The sequence below is a fragment of the Pantoea sp. MHSD4 genome (assembly GCF_021043305.1).
In the GTDB taxonomy this organism is placed as follows: domain Bacteria; phylum Pseudomonadota; class Gammaproteobacteria; order Enterobacterales; family Enterobacteriaceae; genus Pantoea; species Pantoea eucalypti.
This window is the reverse complement of record NZ_JAJNDH010000004.1, coordinates 128,396-150,340: the sequence shown is the minus strand read 5'-3', so window position 1 is coordinate 150,340 and position 21,945 is coordinate 128,396. Positions and strand designations below refer to the sequence as shown.

At 50.8% G+C, this 21,945-nt stretch carries 15 protein-coding genes; 11 read left to right on the top strand and 4 right to left on the bottom strand.

Annotated elements, in window-relative coordinates; translation table 11 throughout:
• Window positions 1–337: 337 nt before the first annotated feature.
• The 5 genes from LQK91_RS13720 (at window position 338) to LQK91_RS13700 (ending at window position 8,208) form a co-directional block, all read left to right on the top strand.
• Window positions 338–1,900, top strand: coding sequence for a pyridoxal phosphate-dependent decarboxylase family protein (locus tag LQK91_RS13720; protein ID WP_105099753.1), 1,563 nt, complete (start codon window positions 338–340; stop codon window positions 1,898–1,900).
• A 1-nt stretch (window position 1,901) separates the two neighbouring features.
• Window positions 1,902–3,194 carry a lysine N(6)-hydroxylase/L-ornithine N(5)-oxygenase family protein gene (locus tag LQK91_RS13715; RefSeq protein WP_105099754.1) on the top strand — a complete coding sequence of 431 codons (1,293 nt, stop codon included), beginning with the start codon at window positions 1,902–1,904 and terminating at the stop codon, window positions 3,192–3,194.
• Window position 3,195: 1 nt separating this feature from the next.
• Window positions 3,196–5,550: a GNAT family N-acetyltransferase gene (locus LQK91_RS13710; RefSeq protein ID WP_105099755.1), complete on the top strand. Its 2,355-nt coding sequence runs from the start codon at window positions 3,196–3,198 to the stop codon at window positions 5,548–5,550.
• Window positions 5,551–5,626: 76 nt separating this feature from the next.
• Window positions 5,627–6,853, top strand: coding sequence for an MFS transporter (locus LQK91_RS13705; protein WP_105099756.1), 1,227 nt, complete (start codon window positions 5,627–5,629; stop codon window positions 6,851–6,853).
• A 215-nt stretch (window positions 6,854–7,068) separates the two neighbouring features.
• A complete protein-coding gene (locus LQK91_RS13700; protein WP_105099757.1) occupies window positions 7,069–8,208 on the top strand; it encodes an amidohydrolase in 1,140 nt (379 codons plus the stop codon).
• A 177-nt stretch (window positions 8,209–8,385) separates the two neighbouring features.
• On the opposite strand, the gene fhuE is transcribed toward LQK91_RS13700, so the two are convergent.
• Complete coding sequence (gene fhuE / locus LQK91_RS13695; RefSeq protein ID WP_105099758.1) at window positions 8,386–10,608, bottom strand: ferric-rhodotorulic acid/ferric-coprogen receptor FhuE; 2,223 nt, start codon at window positions 10,606–10,608, stop codon at window positions 8,386–8,388.
• 443 nt (window positions 10,609–11,051) lie between these two features.
• Here fhuE and pagP point away from each other — a divergent pair, with 443 nt between their 5' ends.
• Entirely contained in the window at window positions 11,052–11,621 is a 570-nt protein-coding gene (gene pagP, locus LQK91_RS13690) for a lipid IV(A) palmitoyltransferase PagP (RefSeq protein WP_105099759.1), read from the top strand.
• 18 nt (window positions 11,622–11,639) lie between these two features.
• Here the strand turns inward: pagP and LQK91_RS13685 are convergent, their stop codons facing one another.
• Window positions 11,640–12,722: a tyrosine-type recombinase/integrase gene (locus LQK91_RS13685; protein ID WP_181405302.1), complete on the bottom strand. Its 1,083-nt coding sequence runs from the start codon at window positions 12,720–12,722 to the stop codon at window positions 11,640–11,642.
• Between the two features lie 420 nt (window positions 12,723–13,142).
• Complete coding sequence (locus tag LQK91_RS13680) at window positions 13,143–14,252, bottom strand: SDR family oxidoreductase (protein ID WP_105099760.1); 1,110 nt, start codon at window positions 14,250–14,252, stop codon at window positions 13,143–13,145.
• 1,091 nt (window positions 14,253–15,343) lie between these two features.
• Between LQK91_RS13680 and LQK91_RS13675 the strand changes: the two genes are divergently transcribed.
• The gene (locus LQK91_RS13675) at window positions 15,344–15,574 is read left to right on the top strand and encodes a hypothetical protein (protein WP_003855058.1); all 231 of its coding nucleotides are present in this window, start codon (window positions 15,344–15,346) and stop codon (window positions 15,572–15,574) included.
• 182 nt (window positions 15,575–15,756) lie between these two features.
• Here the strand turns inward: LQK91_RS13675 and LQK91_RS13670 are convergent, their stop codons facing one another.
• A complete protein-coding gene (locus tag LQK91_RS13670; RefSeq protein WP_370640819.1) occupies window positions 15,757–16,020 on the bottom strand; it encodes a hypothetical protein in 264 nt (87 codons plus the stop codon).
• Window positions 16,021–16,817: 797 nt separating this feature from the next.
• Between LQK91_RS13670 and LQK91_RS13665 the strand changes: the two genes are divergently transcribed.
• From LQK91_RS13665 to LQK91_RS13650, 4 genes are all read left to right on the top strand, one after another.
• Window positions 16,818–17,444, top strand: a complete 627-nt coding sequence (locus tag LQK91_RS13665; RefSeq protein ID WP_008924635.1) for a hypothetical protein — start codon at window positions 16,818–16,820, stop codon at window positions 17,442–17,444.
• Between the two features lie 72 nt (window positions 17,445–17,516).
• Window positions 17,517–18,050, top strand: coding sequence for a CS1 type fimbrial major subunit (locus tag LQK91_RS13660; RefSeq protein ID WP_105099761.1), 534 nt, complete (start codon window positions 17,517–17,519; stop codon window positions 18,048–18,050).
• Window positions 18,051–18,118: 68 nt separating this feature from the next.
• Entirely contained in the window at window positions 18,119–20,539 is a 2,421-nt protein-coding gene (locus LQK91_RS13655) for a TcfC E-set like domain-containing protein (protein WP_231001629.1), read from the top strand.
• Window positions 20,536–21,807, top strand: a complete 1,272-nt coding sequence (locus LQK91_RS13650) for a hypothetical protein (RefSeq protein WP_105099763.1) — start codon at window positions 20,536–20,538, stop codon at window positions 21,805–21,807. Before LQK91_RS13655 ends, LQK91_RS13650 begins: the two co-directional genes overlap by 4 nt.
• Window positions 21,808–21,945 lie beyond the last annotated feature (138 nt).

Genomic DNA, 21,945 nt, shown 5'->3' with positions numbered 1-21,945 from the left:
AATCACACTAAAAAAGGACTATTCCGAACACAAAATGTGATCTATATCACATTTACAACATTAGTCCGGCTAATAGATAAAATTTAACAATAAAACAATTGAATGATAATGATTAACATTTACACTCTCATCCGCATATAACAAAGCGTTAAACGCTGCAAAGTCCACAAATAATATGCGGTATTTATTTTTTTAAGGTTAAAACCCTGGCGTCTTTGGTTGTCAGGATTTTTATCTGGTTAGTCAGATTTATGTTTACTGGAGTTGTTGAGCGCACATCCAACGCTGCTGGCTTAATGCCGGCAGGGTCACTGGTATTAACGCACAGGAACTGAACATGCTTTTACGCTCATCCACACAGGCGGCTCTGGATCTCGCGCCAGCCTCCAACGCCAGCGGTGCCGAAACGGCCATTTTTAACGATCAGCAACTGGCGGCCTGGTCGCAGCAGACTCAGGAAGTGCTAACGCTGATGACGCGCACCGTTACCGGCGTAGAGAAGCCCTTCAGCGGCATTCTGCCCCACGAACTGGCGGCGGAGTTCAGCGAGGTCAATCTCGATCACCCACTCGGCAACAACGAGGATGCACTGGCGGAGCTGAGCCAGCTCTATCTTCGTGACGCCGTCTGGTTTCACCATCCTAAATACCTGGCGCACCTGAACTGCCCGGTGGTGCTGCCCTCGCTGATGGCAGAGCAGATTATGGCGGCAGTCAACAGCTCGGTCGATACCTGGGATCAGAGCGCAGGCGGCACCCTGATTGAGCAGAAGGTGATCGACTGGACGCTTGGCCGTATCGGTCTGCCAGCCGGATCGGATGGGATCTTCACCAGCGGCGGTACCCAATCCAACCTGATGGCAATGCTGCTGGCGCGTGACAGCTGGTGTGCCGCACATCATCCGGGACATTTGATTAAGCATCGTGGCCTGCCTGAAACTGCCTCGAAATGGCGGGTGTTTACCTCGAAACTCAGCCACTTCAGCATCCAGAAATCGATGGCGATTCTCGGTCTGGGCTATGACGCGGTTATCGCCGTCGATCACGATGACCATTACCGCATGGACGCGGGATGTCTGGCACAGGAGATCGCGCGTTGCCGCAGTGAAGGGCTAATCCCGATTGCAGTGGTCGCCACCAGCGGCACCACAGACTTTGGCAGCATCGATCCACTGCCGGAAATCGCCGGTCTCTGTGACGATTACGGTTTATGGATGCACGTTGACGCCGCGTATGGCTGTGGCCTGCTGGTCTCTGAAAATCATCGTTTCCGCCTGAATGGCATTGAGCGCGCGGACTCCGTGACCGTTGATTATCACAAATCGTTCTTCCAGACCGTCAGCTGTGGTGCCTTCTTTGTGCGGGACAGCCAGAATCTGAAGCATGTCACGCACCATGCGGACTACCTCAATCCGCTCAGCGCCCAGCAGGAAGGCACGCCGAACCTGGTCAACAAAAGCATTCAGACCACCCGCCGTTTTGATGCGCTGAAAATGTGGCTGACACTGCGCGTCATGGGCCCGGCGGCGCTGGGTGATGCCTTCGATACCCTGATCGATCTGACACAGGCTGCGCATCAGCTATTAACGGCGCATCCGGCCATTGAAGTGCTGCACGCGCCTGAGCTGACTACCCAGATTTTCCGCTACATTCCCGGCAAACATGCCAGCGACGCGCAGATCGATGAGATCAACGCCGCCATCCGTAAAGCGCTGTTCCGCTCCGGTAATGCGGTGATCGCCGGAACCAAAGTGGATGGACGTCAGTATCTGAAATTCACCCTGTTAAATCCCACTACCACCATTGCCGACCTCGAAGATGTGTTGAGCCTGATTGCGCATTACGGCCGCGAACAGGTTCGTGCTTCTGCGCTGAGCGCGGCGAATCAGGGAGCGATCTGAAATGAATAATCCTGTTTACGATTTTATTGGCATCGGCATTGGCCCTTTCAACCTGAGCCTGGCCTGTCTGAGTGAGCCGGTTGAGGGATTAAACGGTATTTTCCTGGATGAGAATCCCGGCTTTGACTGGCACACCGGCATGATGCTGGAAAACGCCCATCTGCAGACGCCGTTTATGGCCGACCTGGTGACACTTGCCGATCCGACCAGCCCGTACAGCCTGCTTAACTACATGAAGGAAAAAGGAAAACTATACTCTTTTTATATCCGTGAAGACTTCTTCCTGATGCGCAAAGAGTATAACCAGTACTGTCAGTGGGCCAGCTCTCGTCTGTCTAATCTGCGCTGGAACAGCCATGTGGAGTATGTCAGCTACGATGAAGCGGCCGGCATTTATCACCTCCAGGTGACCGACACCCGAAGCGGAGAGAAACAGCGCTATCAGGCGCGTCATCTGGTGCTCGGCACCGGGCCAAAAGCCTGGATGCCGGCGTGCAGCCAGCCGCACCGCCAGCGCCTGACCCACTCCAGCCATTATCTGGCCAACAAAGCGGAGTTGCAGCAGAAGCGTTCGATTACCGTGCTGGGGAGCGGCCAGAGTGCAGCGGAAATCTACTACGATCTGCTGACCGATATCGACCGCTTTGGCTATCAGCTCAACTGGATCACCCGCGCGCCGCGCTTCTATCCGCTGGAGTACACCAAGCTGACGCTGGAGATGACCTCGCCGGAGTGGGTGGACTATTTCCACGCCCTGCCCGCCAGCACACGCGACGAGCTGAATACGCGCCACAAGAATCTCTACAAGGGGATTAACAGCAGCTTAATCAATGACATTTATGACCTGATGTATGTCAAACAGCTCGACGGCGATCTCAACGTCAATCTCTTTACCCACTCGGCGCTTACCGCGATGCGCTGGCTGCCGCAGGGCGAATTCGAACTGACGCTGCATCAGGAAGAGCAGGATTGCACCTTCACCCGTCGCACCGAAGGACTGGTGATGGCGACCGGTTATCACTACCAGCCACCGATGTTTTTAGAGGGTATCCACGCCCGCCTGCGCTGGGATGACAAAGGCCGCTATGACGTTCAGCGCAACTACAGCATCGATCATCACAATCAGATCTTCGTTCAGAACGCCGAACTGCATACCCACGGTTTTGTCACGCCGGATCTCGGCATGGCCTGCTACCGCAACTCAGTCCTGCTGCGTGAACTGACCGGACGCGAGGTGTATCCCATCGAGCGTCAGATCGCCTTCCAGACTTTCCCGGCTAAATCGGAGCACTGAGATGAGTTCACCAATACTGTTCAGGGCCGATCGTCCCGCAGGCCAGTTTACCCTGAGACCGATCCTTGAGCGCGATGCGTCACTCATCCACAGCTGGGTCACCCGTGATTACGCGCGCTTCTGGGGCATGCAGCAGCAGAGTCTGGAACAGGTCGCGGCGTTTTATCAGACGCTGACCGCATCCAATCCTCATGCCGCGCTGATTGGCTGCTGCAATGACAAGCCCATCTGCCTGATTGAGTGTTATCGCGCCCGCGACGACGAGGTCGGCACGTTTTATCCGGCCGCGCCTGATGATTACGGCATGCACATTCTGATTGCCCCGGCCAGCCAGCCAATCAAAGCCTTTAGCTGGCAGGTCTTCACGCTGGTGATGGACTACATGTTCAGCCGCCCCGAGGTAAACCGTGTCGTGGTAGAGCCGGACGTACGCAATGAAAAAATCCACGTGCTGAATAAACGCGCCGGATTCCGCTATCAGCACACCATCGACATGGGCCATAAAACCGCCTGGCTGGCCTTTTGCCAGCGGGACGATTATCAACACGCGTTACTGCAGGAGTCGCAGACCATGAATACCTCCGCTTCACTGACCGACGGCACACATCTGACGGGCGACAACTGGACACAGGCCAACCGCATGCTGATCCGCAAAGCGATTGCCGAGTTCACGCATGAAAAAATCATCACGCCGCAGGCATCGCAGGATGGCAGCTATCAACTGGCGGTGCCGGGCGGTGAAGCAACGTACCATTTCCAGGCGGCGCGGCTGGCGCTGGATCACTGGGAAATCGACGCGAAGTCACTACGCAAGCAGGAGAACGGTCGCGATCTGCCGCTGGATGCGCTGAAGTTTATTGTGGAATTCAATGGCGAGATTGGCATTCCGCAGGCGTTGCTGGCGACCTATATGGAGGAGATCAGCAGCACACTGTGCAGCAGCGTGTATAAACTTCAGAAGAATAATCCCGACAGCCAGGCGCTGGTCTCAGCCGATTTCCAGACCGTGGAAGCGGCAATGACCGAAGGCCATCCCTGCTTCGTCGCTAACAACGGACGTATCGGTTTCGATGCGCAGGATTATCTGGCCTATGCGCCGGAAGCCGCGGCGCCTGTACACCTTATCTGGGTCGCTGTTCACCGCCGCAATGCCCATTTCTCCAGCCTTAGCGGGCTGAGTTATGAACAGCTGATGCGTGATGAGCTGGGCGACACCACCCTGGAACACTTCAATACGCAGCTGGTGAATAAAGGGCGGGCGGTTGAGGACTATATCCTGATGCCTGTGCATCCGTGGCAGTGGCAGAACAAACTGCTGACCGTGTTTGCGGCGGACATCGCTAATCACGATATTGTTTATCTTGGCAGCGGCGACGATGCTTATCAGGCGCAGCAGTCCATCCGCACCTTCTTTAATCGCAGCCAGCCTTCTAAGCGTTATGTGAAAACCGCACTGTCGGTGCTGAACATGGGCTTTATGCGCGGTCTGTCACCCTACTATATGGCGACAACGCCTGCTATTAACGGCTGGCTGGAACAGCTGGTGGCGGGGGATGCGTGGCTTCAACGCTGTGATTTCCGTATCCTGCGCGAAGTCGCTTCCGTCGGCTATCACAACCGCTACTATGAGCAGGCGATCAAAGGCGATTCCGCCTACAAAAAGATGTTTGCAGCGCTGTGGCGGGATAATCCCGCGGCCAGCCTGCAACCTGGCCAGCGTCTGATGACCATGGCCTCATTCCTGCACGTTGATCACCATCAGCAGGCTCTGCTGCCTGAACTGATTGCCGACTCCGGTTTGCCGGCGAAGCAGTGGATTGATCGCTATCTCACCTGCTACCTCAGCCCGCTGCTGCACTGCTTCTATCAGCATGACCTGGTGTTTATGCCGCATGGTGAAAACCTGATCATGCTGCTGGAGAACAACGTGCCAGTCAGTGCTTACATGAAGGATATCGGCGAAGAGATTGCCGTGATGAACCCGGATGCCGTGCTGCCGGAGGGTGTTCAGCGCCTGGCGGTGGATGTGCCGGAGAACCTCAAATTACTGTCGATCTTTACCGATGTATTTGACTGCATCTTCCGCTTTATCAGCGCGATTCTGCATCAGTCAGGAACGCTGCCGGAAGAGGATTTCTGGCAGGCGGTGGCGCAATGCGTGAAGGATTATCAGCAGGCGCATCCCGAGCATGCCACTAAGTTCGCCCGTTATGACATGTTTGCGCCGGAGTTTACCCGCTCCTGTCTGAACCGCCTGCAGCTGGCGAATAATCAGCAGATGATCAACCTTGCCGACCCCGCCGAGAATCTTAAATTCGCGGGTACGCTTGTCAACCCGATTGCCCGCTGGCGCTAAACGTTACACTGTCACTCTGGTTTAATGCGGTCACTTCGGTGGCCGCTTTTTAATGGTTATATTGCAGGTATTCATCATGGCTTCTTTTCTCCCGGTGGCGAAACTGACCCGCCGACATCTCATCTTTCCGCTCTCGCTGGTGTTATTCGAGTTCGCCACCTATATCGCCCATGACATGATCCAGCCCGGCATGCTGCTGGTGACACAGGAGTTTAAGGTCGGGCCTGAATGGGTTTCTACCTCGCTGACCGCCTATCTGGCGGGTGGCATTCTGCTGCAGTGGCTGCTTGGACCGCTCTCGGATCGCATCGGGCGGCGTCCGGTGCTGCTCAGCGGCGTGGCGTTTTTTATGCTCTCCTGCATCGCGACCCACTGGGTACAGAGTATTGAACAGTTCATCCTGCTGCGGTTTCTTCAGGGGATGAGCCTCTGCTTTATCGGGGCGGTAGGTTACGCAGCGATACAGGAGGCGTTCACAGAGTCGCTCAGTATTAAAATGATGGCGCTGATGGCCAACGTCGCCCTGCTGGCCCCACTGGCCGGGCCGCTGGCGGGCGCAGCTTTTCTTACCGTGGGAGAATGGCGCACCCTGTTCTGGTTGATTGGGGCTGTCGCGGCGCTGGCGCTGGCCGGGCTGTGGTATGCCATGCCTGAAACGGCGGGCGATCGTCAGACACCGCTGTCGCTGCGTTCGATTATTGGCGGTTATGCCTTATTGCTAAAAGAACCTCAGGTGATGCGCGGCTCGCTGGCGATCGGGCTGGTCACCGTGCCCTGCATTGCCTGGGTAGCATTGTCGCCCGTGATTTTGATCCACGGTGCGCAACTGAGCCGCATCGACTATGCGCTGTTACAGCTGCCGGTTTTTGCCGCCATGATTGCAGGTAATCTGACTCTGGGTCGATTATCCAGCCGTCTGCCCATTGAACAGCCTGTAAGACTCGGTGCATGGCCTGTGGTCTGCGGACTGACCATTGCAGCGATCGCCACCATGATTAACCCAGACAGCTATCTGTGGCTGACTGCCGGAATGAGTCTCTACGGTTTTGGCACCGGACTGGTCAACGCCGGGCTCTATCGCATGACGCTTTTTTCCAGCAACGCAGGCAAAGGCAGTGTGGCGGCGATGCTTGGGATGGTGAGCATTCTGATCATTGCACTCGGCATTGAAGCCGCCAAAACCGCGTATTTCAGCTTCGGCAACGGTGGTTTTAGCATAGTGAATCTGATCTGCGGTCTGCTATGGCTGGGTCTGGTCAGCGCATTCCTGCGTGCAGGACAGCGAAAATTATGCGCGGAGTAGTCATTACCCAGCTATAAAAAATTGCGGGATGGCAAAACAGTGTTTGTCATTCCGCACGCTCAGAACACTGATTAAATCTCCTTCACTTCCGCATTGATTTTATTCAGATAAGCTTCGACCAAATCGTTACTTTATCTGCGTGTTGCGTCATTCGATGATGATTGCGCCTGCTGAGGCAATGGATAAATCTTTTATGCCGGAAACACAGGGATACCATGACTTTGCCTTTAACTGAACAACTTGTGCAGTGGCGTCGCGAACTGCACCAGCATCCTGAACTTTCGAATCATGAATATGCCACTACGGAACGGATTACACGCTGGCTGGAACAGGCAGGAATCCGGCTGAAGCCGCTGGGGCTGAAAACCGGCGTCGTGGCAGAAATCGGTCATGGCGAACCGCTGATCGCCCTGCGCGCGGATATTGATGCGTTACCGATTGAAGAAACCACCGAGCGACCGTGGCGATCACAGCAGCCGGGCGTGATGCACGCCTGTGGTCACGACGTTCACAGCGCCGTGATGCTCGGTGTGGCGTTGCAACTGAAACAGCAGGAAGAGACGCTGCCAGGCCGGGTGCGGATTCTGTTTCAGCACGCCGAAGAGACTTTTAATGGCGCGCGTCAGCTGATTGAAGCCGGTGCGCTGGAAGGCGTTCAGGCGATATTCGGCCTGCACAATGCGCCTGACCTGCCGCTGGGCACGCTTCAGAGCCGGGCGGGTGCATTTTATGCCAACGTCGACCGCTTTGTGATCCGCATTGAGGGCAAAGGCGCGCATGCCGCACGACCAGAGGAGGGGATCGATTCGATCGTGATTGCCAGTCATATCGTGACGGCACTGCAGACCCTGCCGAGCCGGGTATTCAGCTCGCTGGAAACGGTGGTGCTGAGCGTAACGCGCTTTACCGCCGGTAATACCTGGAACGTGCTGCCGCAAAGCGTTGAGCTGGAGGGCACCGTACGCACTCACAACGGCGAGATTCGGGCGCAGATCCCGCACCGCATGCGGTCACTGATTCAGAGTATCGCCGCCGGGTTTGGTGCGACCGCAGAACTGGAGTGGACCGAGGGACCGCCGGCCCTGATTAACACGCCAGGCTGGGTGGATGTTGCTCTGGACGTTGCAGAACAGAGTGGCTATCTCGCGGAGCATGCTGAGACGCCGCAGATGGGCGGAGAAGATTTTGCCTTCTATCTGCAACAGGTGCCGGGCGCGTTTGTCAGCATCGGCAGTGCCAGCCAGTTTGGGCTGCATCATCCCGCCTTCGATCCGGATGAAGCGCTGATTGGTCCGGCGGTGGCGTACTTCACCCAGCTGGTACCGCGTGCGTTGCAGATTGTGGCGGCGCAATGACGAAAAAAGGAATGCCGGTGACGGGTGACATCGCATTTCAGGAGCAGCCTGAAGCGATTGTGGTGGAGTCCACTGAAGGTTTTAACCTGGCACTACGTTTTACCTGAGTGCAGACCTGTTATGTTGTGAAAAACGCCTCAAATGAGGCGTTTTTCACAGGCGTTACAACGATACAAATCAGAAGGTGTAGCTGGCGGTCACTGAAAAATTACGCGGTTCGCCGTAGACCACAGAGCTGGCCACGTTGGTGTCATACTCTTTGTCGAACAGATTATTGAGATTGCCCTGCAGTGACAGGTTTTTGTTCACCTGATAGCGGGCGAATAGATCAACCAGTGCATAGCTGCCCTGCCGCGCGCGCCAGGTGCCATTACCTTCCGGGCCGCCGACATCGTTCCAGACGTGCGTCTGCCAGTTCACGCCGCCACCCAGCGTCAGCTGCTGCAGTGTCGGCAGACGATAGCTACTGAACAGGTTAAAACTGGTCTGCGGCAGTTGCGGGTTAAACGTGCTGCCATCGCGGTTTTCCGCGATGTAACGCGACCCGCCAAAAGTCATCTGCCAGTTGTCGGTTAATGCACCGTTGACTTCGAACTCCACACCACGACTCACAACACCTTTGCGGCCAACGTAGGCAACATCTCCTGAGCCCTGAATGGTCTGCGTCGTCGCTTCACCTGCGTTATCCAGCTCCGTGCGGAAAACTGAAACGGCGGTGGTCAGGCGACTGTCCAGCCAGTCAGATTTCACGCCAGCCTCGTAATTTTTACCGATAACCGGCGACAGGTAAGCACCGCTGGCATCGCGGTAATCCTGGGGCTGGAACACCGAGGTATAGCTGGCGTAAGCCGACCAGTTTTCGGCGAAGTCATAAATCAGCCCGCCATACGGCGTAATGTTGTTTTCTTCCGCTTCGCCACTTAAGGTTTCGCGATTCCAGTTGGTGTAACGGGCGCCGAGAATCAGGTGCAGCGGATCAGCAAGTGACAGGCGGGTTGCCATGTAAGTTGATTTCTGGCGAACCAGTTGGGTATCGCTGGCAGGCAGACGCGGTGTCCAGTTGGATTCCGGATACTGGCCGTTGAAGTCGTTATAGTTACCTAACGACGCCGACGAGATATTCTCAAAGGTGCTGAAGTACTTATTATCCTGGCGGGTGTAGTTGACGCCCACCATCAGCTCATGCTGGCGCCCCAGCAGTTCATACGGGCCGCTGGCAAAAGCATCCACTGCATCCACTTTCCGTTTGCCGGTGTTATAACCGGTTCCGCCCACCACCGGATAGTCAGCATAGGAAGAGACACCCGCGCCGGTATTGCGATCGAAATAGCCATCAAGATAGATCTGCTTACTGTCCAGACGCATCTCGTTGTGCGCCCCGTTCAGGGTGATGTTCCAGCCGTTATCGAAATCCTGCTTCAGGTTTACAAAGAGTTTGCGATTCTCTTTGTCGTTATAGGCCCAATCAGGCGCTGTGTTGTAGCCGCGACGGGTATGAATCTGTGTGCCGTCCGTGTACCAGCGTGGTGCGCCGCCCCACATGGTGGAGTCGGTATTGACCTGACTGAACTCATAACCGACAGAGAGCGTGGCAGAATCCGTCAGATCGGCGTCAACTACGCCATAGATGAACTGTTTTTTAGCGCCGTAGCGTTCGATGAAGCTGTTGTTATCCTGCCAGCCTGCAACCAGTCGGCCACGCACATTACCTGACTCACTGAGCGGCGCCGAAAGATCGGCAACATAACGCTGTTTGTTCCAGCTGCCGTAGCTGGCAGAGACGGTGCCGCCGAATTCTTTGCTGTCCGCATGTTTGCGTACCATATTGATGGCTGCTGAAGGATTGCCTGGCCCGGTCATCAGCCCCGTTGCGCCGCGAACCACTTCAACGCGCTCATACAGGGCCATATCGGTCTGTGCATCGCCCAGGTTCCAGCGTTCGGCAAAAGCAGTGGGAATGCCATCGACCATATAGTTGTCGATCATAAAGCCGCGCGCATAGTAGTTAGTGCGGTCCATATCCCCACTGATGCCGCGGATTCCAGTGGTATTTGCCAGCACATCATTCAGCGACTGAAGTTGCTGATCAGCCATTCGCTGCTTGCTGACAATGCTGACTGACTGCGGCACATCACGCGCAGTGCCCAGCATTTTTGTGCCTGCACGGGTAACCGGGACGCTGTAATCGGTTTCAGGCGAAGAGACCGCTGCAGCATTATCGGCAGCGGTAACGGTCAGAGTCTGGTCAGTGCTGGCAGCGGGTGCCTGAGTCTCTGCGGCATGCGCAATGTTATGTGCCAGTGATGAGGCGACAATCACGGCCAGCAACGAGAAGCGAAATGGACGTTGCAGAGCAATCACGTTCTTAATCCTGGGATGCTGAAGATCGAAGGCGTTCATTAATTCCTCAATTATCTTTATGTTTTTATGCTGCCATTATCACGGCCCTGCATCCTGCGGGCATCGCCTGACTGCTTATGCTCAGAGAAATCAAAAACCCTCTCGTAAGCGTTTACGCGCAAGTGTGAAAAAACTTTAAAGCAAATGAGAAATATACGCATTGCGATTATCAATGCAAGATTTGGTTAACAAACAATGCTGATTCTTTCAAAAAAGTATTTATCGGGTTCGGACTGCTGGAGAGGATCGCCAGCAAGGAAGGGATTTTCACATCAGTGTAAAAGCGAATTTAACCTCGGTAAGCAAATGCTGCTTCATTTTAAATAATTATAAAATCCTGTAATGCCCGTTCATTGAGCTGAAGTTTCCCTTTCTCATGCAACAATCCCCGTCTTGATTCATTTTTTTCCTTATTTAACACCAGATATTGCAGGAATTCGTCAATGCGCAAAATTTTACCTCTTAAAGCGCTGATCATTACGTCCGTTTTCAGTGTATTTTCAGCCTCCGCCGCCACACTTATGCAGAATGTGAGTTCAGGCTGGGAAAATTTCAGCAATAACGTCGCCACCACCTGGCAGCAACCTGAGGGAATCGACTTTTACCTTCCCGCTATTACCTGGCACAACCGTGCAACCTACGATCGGGAACATATTAATAAATATAATGAAAGACCCTGGGGCGCAGGTGGAGGGATTTCCCGTTACGACGAAAAAGGCAACTGGAACGGCATCTATTTAATGGCTTTTAAGGACTCCTTTAATGAATGGGAACCCTTCGGTGGCTATGGCTGGGTGGCAACCTGGCGCCCGCTTGCTGATCAGAATTTTCACTGGGGTGCAGGTTACACTGTTGGCGTCACCGCACGACACAACTGGGACTATATTCCAGTGCCAGCCGTCCTGCCACTGGCCTCAATCGGCTATGGCGATCTCGATTTCCAGATGACCTATATTCCCGGTACGCATAACAACGGGAACGTCTATTTTGCCTGGCTGCGCTACCACTTCTGATTACCCTGAATGAAAGCGTTAGCGTGACATCGCCATGATAGAGAGATCGTTCAGGGAAAGCGTCTCGCCATCATAGCGATGTCGCAGCAGATAATAACTTTCGCAGTGAATAATCTGCTCAACTGCATCCGAGAAGGTGTTCATCGCGCTGCGCATCTGGCTCAGATAGTCATGAGTGTCATACACCCGGTCGATACCCTCCAGCGCATGATTCATGATTTTGCGGGCCACATCATTAGGCGTGTCGAGCGCGGAAAGTTTAGATCGTGCGGTCCGGCGCAAATCGCGCGGCGTAAAGGCTTCCAGCCCGAGTCCGCGTGGAGCGCGAATCATCCGGCGCAATGCCTGGTTCAGTGCGCCTTTTGACAGTGGCTGTTGCGGATCACGTGGCGCGGGCACCAGCCAGGGGGAATCGGGATCCGCATCGCGCAGCAATGCTTCAATGCATTGCTTCATCAGGGGTGAAATGGGTAACACATGTTCCCGCTGTGATTTATTGCGTGTGCCCTGCATCCACAATCCTAACTGCAGATCGAACTCCGTTTTTTGCGCCTGTACGATTTCATCAGGCCGTCGGGCACTGACAAGACACAAACGCAGCGCCCAGCGGACTTGTTCTGATAATGCCCAGTTGTCCAGCCCATGCCAGAAAACCCAGATTTCCGCATCGGTAAGTTGCCGACTGCGCGGCGGCGTTGAGCGACCTGCGACATCCCGTTTCTTCATTGAGGCAATAGGTGAATGATCGAGATAACCCTGCATCTCAGCCCAGGCAAGGAATTGTTTAGTCAGCGCAAAGACCCTTCGCGCCTCCTCTTTTTTACCGTCGGCAATCAGAATGTTGTAGAGCCGGTTGAGCCGTAAACGGTTCAGTGCTTTGAGGGGCAGCAACCCGATGTTGGGCAGAACATGTTTCAGCAGCGATGAGATCGCGATCTCGGGACGCCGCCTGCTGCTAAGCAATGACAGTTTGACCCAGACTTTCATCACCTGCTCAACGGTGCCCTCATCGCCAAAATTATCCAGCTCACTGAGTGTGGCAGTTTTTACCTGCTCCAGCCAGACCAGTACATGGCGGCCCACATACGCTGAACGGTCCATGGTCTGAGTCAGATTTGTTGTCACATCGCTACCTGTAGCTAACTTCAAAGCGGGCCATTCTAGTCACAATTTTCTTATGACTCCAGACCTATTAAGTCTGGAGTCACAAAGACGCGTTTTGAGTAAAATTGAAGGCGTTGATGGGGTGTTATGCTGAACCAGAAAAGCGATTTTTACTGGATAAAAATGCGATAAAGAAGTGCTTCAGGAGTGAAACATCAACGTAATGATCTTGTGACTCACTTATGTTCCTCAATGCCATCCATGGCGTATAAATTCCAGTCTCAATCGGGCAGCAAGTTATACCAGCCCGGGATGAACGCTGTGCGTCATCAGCTGCCAGCCTGACAGGATAATGATTTACACAGCCCGCTCTTCACCAAAACAGCATGTGCTTTACTGGCAGGCTCACCGTATCCACTATTTGAAATCAACCTGCATCAACTCGGCGATGGTGGAGTCGCGGGTTGTTACTACGCAGCGATCCAGGTAATCGGTAAATCTTGAGGGTTTGTTCATACCCAGTTGCAGCAGTTTGGAATTATCGAATACCACATTCAGGTTTGAGAAATGACCATACAAATTCATGGCGCGCAGCATGATGCGCTCGTTGCAGGGCCCGAACAGATCCTTAAAGGTTCTTCTGCTGTCAGAGAGCTGTTTATAGGACACCTTCTGATAATCAACGCCGAGTGCCCTGCTCCCTGATGCTTTAGCCATCGCTTCGTCAATTTCAGCGAAGGTCACACTGCTTTGTGTGCCAGCAGAGATATGAATCACCTCATTAATGACGTCTTCTGCATCAAGCAGCATCACCAGCGCATCCGCGCAGTAATCAACCGGAACGACATCAATACGATCGTCCAGGTCGCAGGTGAATTTCCCTAATGCCAGCGCCATACGGAATACCCAGAAAATACTGGCTGACGGCAGACAACCCTGATCGGAATGGCCCACGACGATTGATGGCCGGGCGATGACCAGAGGCAGTTCCGGCAGCTTTTCGGTCATCATTTTTTCAATTGAGGCCTTACTCCAGGTGTACTCGACAACATGTTGATCGCGGCTGGAATCCAGTCCGCCTTCAGTCACCAGCGAGCCACGCTCCGGTGCACAAGACATCGCCGTACCCACGTGGATAAATTTCTCAAGTCCCGCGACACGGCTCATGCGTTCAGCGAACTGGAATGTGCCTTCAACATTCACTTTCCAGATAGTGGGATTGTTACCAAAAGAGGCAACGGCAGCACAGTTAATAACGTGGGTGACGTCATTAATCCGAGAGTCATTGATAAAGTTTTCCGTTAATGCCAGATCACCTAAAATGATATTTTCAGGTGTTAACGTGTGAATAACTGACTCACTTAAGCCAAAGTTTTTCAGGTTAGCTTTAAGCCTTTTTAGCCCTTCTTCAACCGTCTCGCCTCTGACCAGCAGCAGCAGCCTATCCTTGACCCTGTTCTGTAATAAATTTGCTACAACAGCCCCGCCTAAAAAACCTGTAGAACCAGTAATAAGGATTTTTTTCATGATAGTGCCATTTAATCTGATTGATCAAAGGAAGCATTACTAAACCGCTTCCCAAACAGGAAACAATTAAAAAAAATAAATTTTTCAGGTAAATCATTTCTGATGTATGCGCTGGTGAGTTCAGGTTTACTGCTGAGTCCGACGTCAATGCTTTCCAAACCTGTCACTTCGTAAACCCGACCAGTATAAGGCCAGTTTCTATCGCCAGGCTAAACAACACTGCAGATATTTTACGAAACACGTTCGTTGAAGATTTATTTATATTCCCCACAGGAGTAATAACTGCTGAGCTCCCCACTCTGCGGCTAAGCTGCCGCTTTAATTTGAACCATTTTCCTCAGTCGGGATCAAGCTATATTAGATTTATATTTTGTGAACTTTACAGGTTAGTTATAAATTAAGTTTATTAAGAATCCATTAGAACCGAATTATTTTTCAAAGATTGTCTGCAGGTTAAACAAAAAAAATTTAAATTATTCATTAAGCAAGCCGTTTAAACAGCGTTTAATTATCATCGTTTTGTCTCTGCCAATCATAATAGTCTTTTTAAAACGCAGGCGCTCTGAGACGTTTCAGTGCCGCGTCAGACAGAAACGGTTTCCCGGCGAGGGAATTTAACGCAAGAACGACACCCGCTCAAAGCATGACCAGTTCTCAACAGGATGCCATGGGTATTTTGTATGAATACGATCAATCCCTGACAACCCAGCCAGCCAAAGGCTCTCTTACTCGCATGAATGGCGTGAAAAGGGTCGAAACAGGCCGATGGGAAAGCGCGCGTCATGTCACGTTTAAAAGTATCGAGCCAAAAGAGCAATCTCTGCGACAGCCGGTTATTCTTCTGGTTCACAGTGACTACATGCCCTCTCACTTTATAAAGGAAAAGAATTCCTGCACGAAATATTATCTGTAAACAGATGCAGATTACTATTCTGAATAAAAACTCGCCATTTTTTCGCCTCACTGGCTGAAAAGCGTAACCACAGGTAACTATCTTCGTGATATCTGTATCCTGACGAGAGAAAAGAGCCAAAGAGGAGCTAAGCTCTGATGAGTTCAACGTGCAACTATGACTACCAGGATATTGAGTAATGAAAAAATTATCAGTTATCGTTATTGCTACCGGCTTGTTTTTGTCAGTAAATTTACAGGCTAATGCTGAGGGATGTCTTAAAGGAGCCGCAGTTGGAGGCGTGGCAGGTCATGTTGCTCATCATGGTGTCGCCGGAGCTGCAGCAGGCTGCGCAGTCGGTCATCATATGGCAAAGAAAAAGCAGAAAGAAGCTGAGAAAAATCAGCAGGCACAGCAGGCTCAGAAATAAGCTGAACTTTGGTGTTGACCTAGACCCGCCAATAGCCGGATAACACTTTATCCGGCTATTGTTGATTTTTATTGTTAACTACCCAGAATAAATACAGGTGTAGCTGTGCATGAACAGCAGGGATTCGCAGCTTATGATTTACGCTGGCTCATAAAATTATCACCTACCAATTCCGCAGTTATTTAAGCATCATGATTTTGACGCCATTCATCGACCATCTGCTTTGAGACCTCTTTTTTATAACAGATCGGTGCATAACCACCCTGCTCGCTCCATGCGCTTCGTCCGCCACAGCTACTGCCATTTCGCGCAGCACTAAATGGGCATGCACATACACCAGGATATGAGACGATTGAATCCTCGATAATGCGCTGGCGAATGAGATCATCGTTTTGCTTTGATGTCTTCGCTTGAGACGCACCAACCCAAAATATTGTCAGGACGATAACCAGACTAAAAACGATTCTGTTGTTATTCACGATTTCCTCCAGAAGTGAGGACGATAATTTAACGCAGTCCAATTCATCTCAATCCTGCGAACAACAGACTATTGTGTGCCTAATCCTGGAAATGTAACCCTCCAGTTATTAAATGAATATCAGTACTATCATCTAAATTATATCTAAATATTAGAATAAAAACCTATATACTTCTTCTTTATACATATAGATTGTCGCAAACCTTCATCGATGTACAATTCTCAAACCCAGAGCACAGTGAGTTTGTCATCTCAGATAATGACATCACGTTTTATAGCGTTGCTTGCCTGAGGTTGGTTTTAGGATTCACGCTAAGCTTTATTCATTATGGGAGAAGGTCGTGGAACAAAAAAGAAAAGATAAAGTTATTGAGAAGTAATTTAAACAATGAATATGGCCAGCTGTAGTTGTTGATCGTACAACTCTATACGTTATGAACCTTAATTCTGGCTTGATATTTATAATTGCAATGCTGGATAGCAACCCCTTAATCATGGAATAAATTCAGGAATGCTGGCTTTTTCATTCTATCAGCCAGTACAGGCAAAACGGGTGAAACAGTATTGTGACATTTACTCATGGCCTTCGATCAGGGCTGAGTAATTCTATAAAGTTGGTTTTTTATGATAGTAAAATATACTAATCGGATAATTTCCTGCGTGAGTGCAGCCCTTGTTTTTTTGTTATTTTCGCCATCAACTTTCGCTACACCGGTTATTGGCATCGGCAGTATGTATGATGTCCTGACGCCAGGAATGCAAAGTATGACTAAAAGAATATATAACACAGGTGACTCCACCGCATTTGTTCGGGTTGAGATTCTTGAAATACATCCTGAGCGACAGGATAAAAATAATGAGTTACCACAAAAAGAGGTATCCGGAAAAACACTGGAACGTGAGAGACTTATTGTGACACCACAGCGCCTTATTATTCCCCCATCAGGATTTCAGAGTGTCCGTATGCTCTGGCCTGGTGAGCGTAACAGTGAGCGATATTTTCGCATCAGATTCATCCCTGTTATGCCAGAGAGCGACGATGGCTTTGGACTTGATAAGAAAGCAGTGAGTGAATACCGTAAAGAAAACCTGCAGGCAGGACTTAATGTCCTCACCGGGTACGGAACTATTCTAATCGTCCAACCGGAAAAGCCTTTATTTAATACCGTTATACACGATGCGGCGCCAGACTCTTTATCAGTGCGAAATAACGGCAACGCTACGGTGTCACTGGATGCAATACGCCAATGTAAATTTGCGAATACGGATTGTGGTTCCGTAACACGAGAATTCATTCTTCCTGGCCGAACACACGATGTGAAACGGAAGGCAGGATATAAAACGAATTTCACTCTTATTGAGGGAAGCAACAAACGGAATTTGAGTTATTAATTCCGTAAATATCTTCAGGCGAAAGTTTGCCTGTAATTAAAGACCACTTAAATCATTAGGATATTATTAAACATGAAACGCAACCTTTCTATTCTTAAAAAATCCTTTTCTACCGCACTAATTTCCTGTGCAATTTTAGGCGGCGCAGTTGCGCATGCAGCTGACAGCCAAAGCTATACCATCAATTTATCTGCAACTGTTCCTTCAGATACTTTTCAGGTGATCCCTGTTGATTCTGGCTGGATTAACCAGACACAGGATATGGCTTACGACATTTCTACCAGCAAACTTAAAGTCTTTGAGAAAGAGTTTCAGTATAAAAATACCAATGGTGGTATTCAGGCAACACTGACCGGAAACCTCAACTCTGATGGTAAACCGCAGCTATCTAATGGAACAGATGTTATTCCTCTGGCTGTGACATTTAATGGTGTAACCCTTAGCAAAACAGCTACAACTGTTGTTACCAATGAAAATGCCAAAACCGGTGGTCGAACAATGTTAAAAATCTCTCAGGCTGATGAGAAGGCTCTTGATATGAGTGGTTCGTTCACTGGTTCAGTTGCAATGGTCTTTGAACCTGCTGTCGTTACGCCAGAGTCCTGATAAATATGAGTTAAATATTTCATTGAGCATACCAGATGAGGGCCGCCACAGGATTGTGGCGGTTTTTTATGAAAAAGACTCTTTTTGCACTTATTTTACTTCCGCTTATATCCCATGCTGATGATATGATGCTGGCCGCAAATATGCGGAAATTACCTGAAGATTTCCGCCGGTACTTCTACAACTCTGAGATTATTGTTCAGGTCTATCTGAATGACAGCCGGTTATTTGATGCGGCGGTTGCCTTAAAAGAAAATGGAAATATTCGTCTGCTGCGTATAATCGATGACGCTCAGGATACTGACCCGGAAATTCAGACGCTATGGCGTGATTTACTTGCAAAAGGCGTATCGATTGGTAAATGCGAGAAAAACTGTCCATCCGGCCTGATGGCGGTGCAGTACAAACTTGATAATTCTGTGCTGAAACTTTATACCCAGAATTATGAGACAGCCCGTGCCAGAAGCACATACATTTCCATGCCGGAAGAAACACCCGGTGGAATAATTATGTATAACGATGCATCGGTTACAACCTCGGAGGCATCACGAAGCTGGGGCATAAATTCATCGCTCACTTCATCTCTTGCTAACTGGAGCCAGAAAGCATCCTTTCAGTCATCCGGAACGAACGGTAAATATAACTATAGTAGTTCTAGTCTTTATGAACTCTACACGCAAAAAGAACTTCAGGGCAGTTTTATTCGCCTGGGCTTTTTTACTCCAGACAATGATACCGGTAATGTACAGACATCCGGATTCGGTTACGACACCGTAGTCGGTGCAATGTGGGGAACTTCAGATACACTCCTGGTCAGTACGGACAGTGTCAGCGCCTGGCCTGTTTATGTGACTGGACGTAATCGATCCATCGCAGAAGTCTGGCGTGATAATCGCCTGATTCATACCCAGGAATTACAGGCTGGTGTGCAGGCGCTGGACACCCGTCAGTTGCCTGGTGGCATTTACGATATAACCATTAAAATCATTGAAAATGGGCAAACCGTCGATACTCAGCAGGCGCAGATCTACAAACCTCAGGGATGGAGCGACCCAAACCGACGCTGGCGTATGAATCTCTGGAGTGGCCAGCACAGAACCCTGGCTTCTGGAAAGGGTCGCGTACGAGACGATAACCCTTATGCCGTTGGGGGTGGCATTGATGTGCTGGCACACCCCCGTGCTGTTCTGGGCATTAGCGGAGCGGCGACAGATAAGGAAAATCAGGTCAGAACACGGGCGAATATAACGCTATCCCCTGATGACAGTCTTTTTGCCCAATACACGCTGGGAAACACAGAATATCAAACGAACCAAAATACCGACATTCGCTATTATCGCAATATCTCCGGTGGCAGTTCTGCCAGCATATTCTGGCGCTCAACAACGTCAGATATCTATGGGCACAGAACGTCATCACGCCAGCAGGGCGATACATGGGGAAGCACCCTTTCGCTCCGGCTTCCCTGGTCAACATCCGTCATTGTTAACGGGCAATATATGGATACTGTCTGGCGCCGCGGATTGGGTGCCGATATATCACTGACCACGCTGGCCTCTCTGTCCGGACATGACATAAATTATCGGGTCAGCGCATACGACCGCCCCGGCTTTAATGACAATCGTCGCGACCATGGTATTTCATTTGGTGTCAGCATCTCACTGGCACCGGCGGCACGGCACATCCTGTCAACTGAAACAGGCATGAACCAGAACCATGGGTATTCCAGTCTGAACTATCAGTGGCAGCCCGGAGAGGACAGTAGCATCCGCACTCTCGGAGGCGGCGTCTCATACAGTCAGCTAAATACCGTCATCAGCGGCAATGCCTCAGTTGATACGCCGTACGTTAGCGGAGATGGTTACGTTCAACATAATACTCAGGGTAATACCAACGTAGCGGGCGGTAATCTGAGCCAGGTTCTGGTTATTGGCGGAGGCAAAATGGCGTCTGTCAACGGAAGTAAAAGTCGTAGCATGGAGTCCGCCCTGATTGTCGACGTGGACTCAGATGATGACACGACGAATATCCTGGCTTCAGGCCGGATGGCTGAGACGCGGTTGAAAGTGGGTCGTAATATTGTACCGGCAGAGTTGTGGAAAAAAGATAACGTCCAGTTTACTGCCAGTGGCGGTGATGCTGTACAGGTCTCACCAGCCTTCGACAGTGTGCAGATGCAACGTGGCAGCGTGAAATACATAAAAGTAAAGGCAGTGAAGACCTTCACTCTCGTAGGGATGCTGCAGGACGAAAATGGCAATGTCCTGAGAAACCGCTATGTGAACACTGATGTAGTCAGTGGCGTGATAAACGCTGAGGGAGTACTGACACTGGAATCCGGAACAGAGAACAGAAAACTTAAGATCAGGGCCGAAGAAGGTTTACCCGCAATGCAGTGTGACCTCCCGACCGGAATCGACAGAAATAAAAAAGTGCAATTCATCAGCGCAATAAAATGCCGGGCTATCGACACGGGAGACAAAAAATGAAGAGCGTAATATTACGGTTTTTGATGAGCACCCTGCTGCTTGCCGGCTGTGCATCGGCCAACGCCGCAACAATGGATATCTCAGCATCGTTTTCACCTTCAATGGATAATCCGGAAAATAATGCGTTCACGAATACCACACCGCAAAGTGGATTTTGTGCCACACACCCAGCAAACTGTGTCGACGGGACAAAAAGTCTGGCGACTGGACTGACACTTACCCCATCCAGAGGGCTGACACCACAGGATGACAAAAGAGAGAGTCTTTTTTTTAAATGGCCCTCGTCTACCCGGAAAATAATGGTTACAAATATAGAAACGGGAAACACGCAGGAGGTGCATTTCAGGGTATCGTCGTTTAGTGGTCGTTATACTGCCAATAGTGACTCAGGAGTATACAATTGGGGTCGGGGAGACGCTGCTTTCAGTCTATATCCTGATGGCGGTTGCAGTAGTTTACATGCAGGTTGGGGCGCTAATGCTTGGCTGGAATGGTTATGGTGGGTCCCAGAAGGAAATTCCGGTTGTTATAAAATAAGCAGTGTTGAACGCCCGGTTGGCGATAGTAAATTCATAAATAAAGTCAATGAGCTAAGTTTTGGATATGACCTCAAAGCCCCAGATCCATTGAAAATGGAATCCGGAATTTATACTGGAAGGCTAGCCCTACGTGTCGGACCTGGAGGCGATATCGATTTCGGTGACAACTTTCAGGCATCAGACAACGAACTCGATATCAATTTTACACTGACCGTGAATCATGAACTCAAACTGACAACGACACCCGAAAACCGGGCAGTGTCCCTGCAGCCCTGTGCGCCCGGCCGCATCTGTAGTGAAGAGGAAGGTTCTGCAAACTGGGAGCGCTGGATGGTGAACCGTATCACTCCTGAACTGACCGGAAAAAGTAACTTTAATCTTTCAAGCTCTGGCGAATTTACGGTTTATCTCCAATGCGAGCAGCAGAGCGGTTCAGACTGCGCCCTTAAAAGCGACAACACGCCTTCGCAGACCGTGCCCGTCCGGACCCTTCTGACCCTGCCGGAGAATATTATTGATCATTCAACAGGCTCAACCGTGTCAAAACGGCGACTGACCACAGGGAAAGATTTAACAAAAAACGTATTCACAACAAAAAGCTTTGGTCAGAACAGAGCTGGAAGCATCGAATTTCTGGTAGGGCAAAAAGACGTTGATACCATGCTAAAAACCCGCCCGGATACGTATCGTGGTGCTGTAACAGTCATCTTTGATCCGGATATTTATTAAAATCAATCTGGCAATGCCGCTGTTTTTATCATGTTGATGGATTAAAAGGCGCTGAAACAGAACGTTTCCGTTGCGGGCAATCAGTTCGCAACGGGAATAATCACGACATCAACGTTTTATCATGACTCTTCATCACAA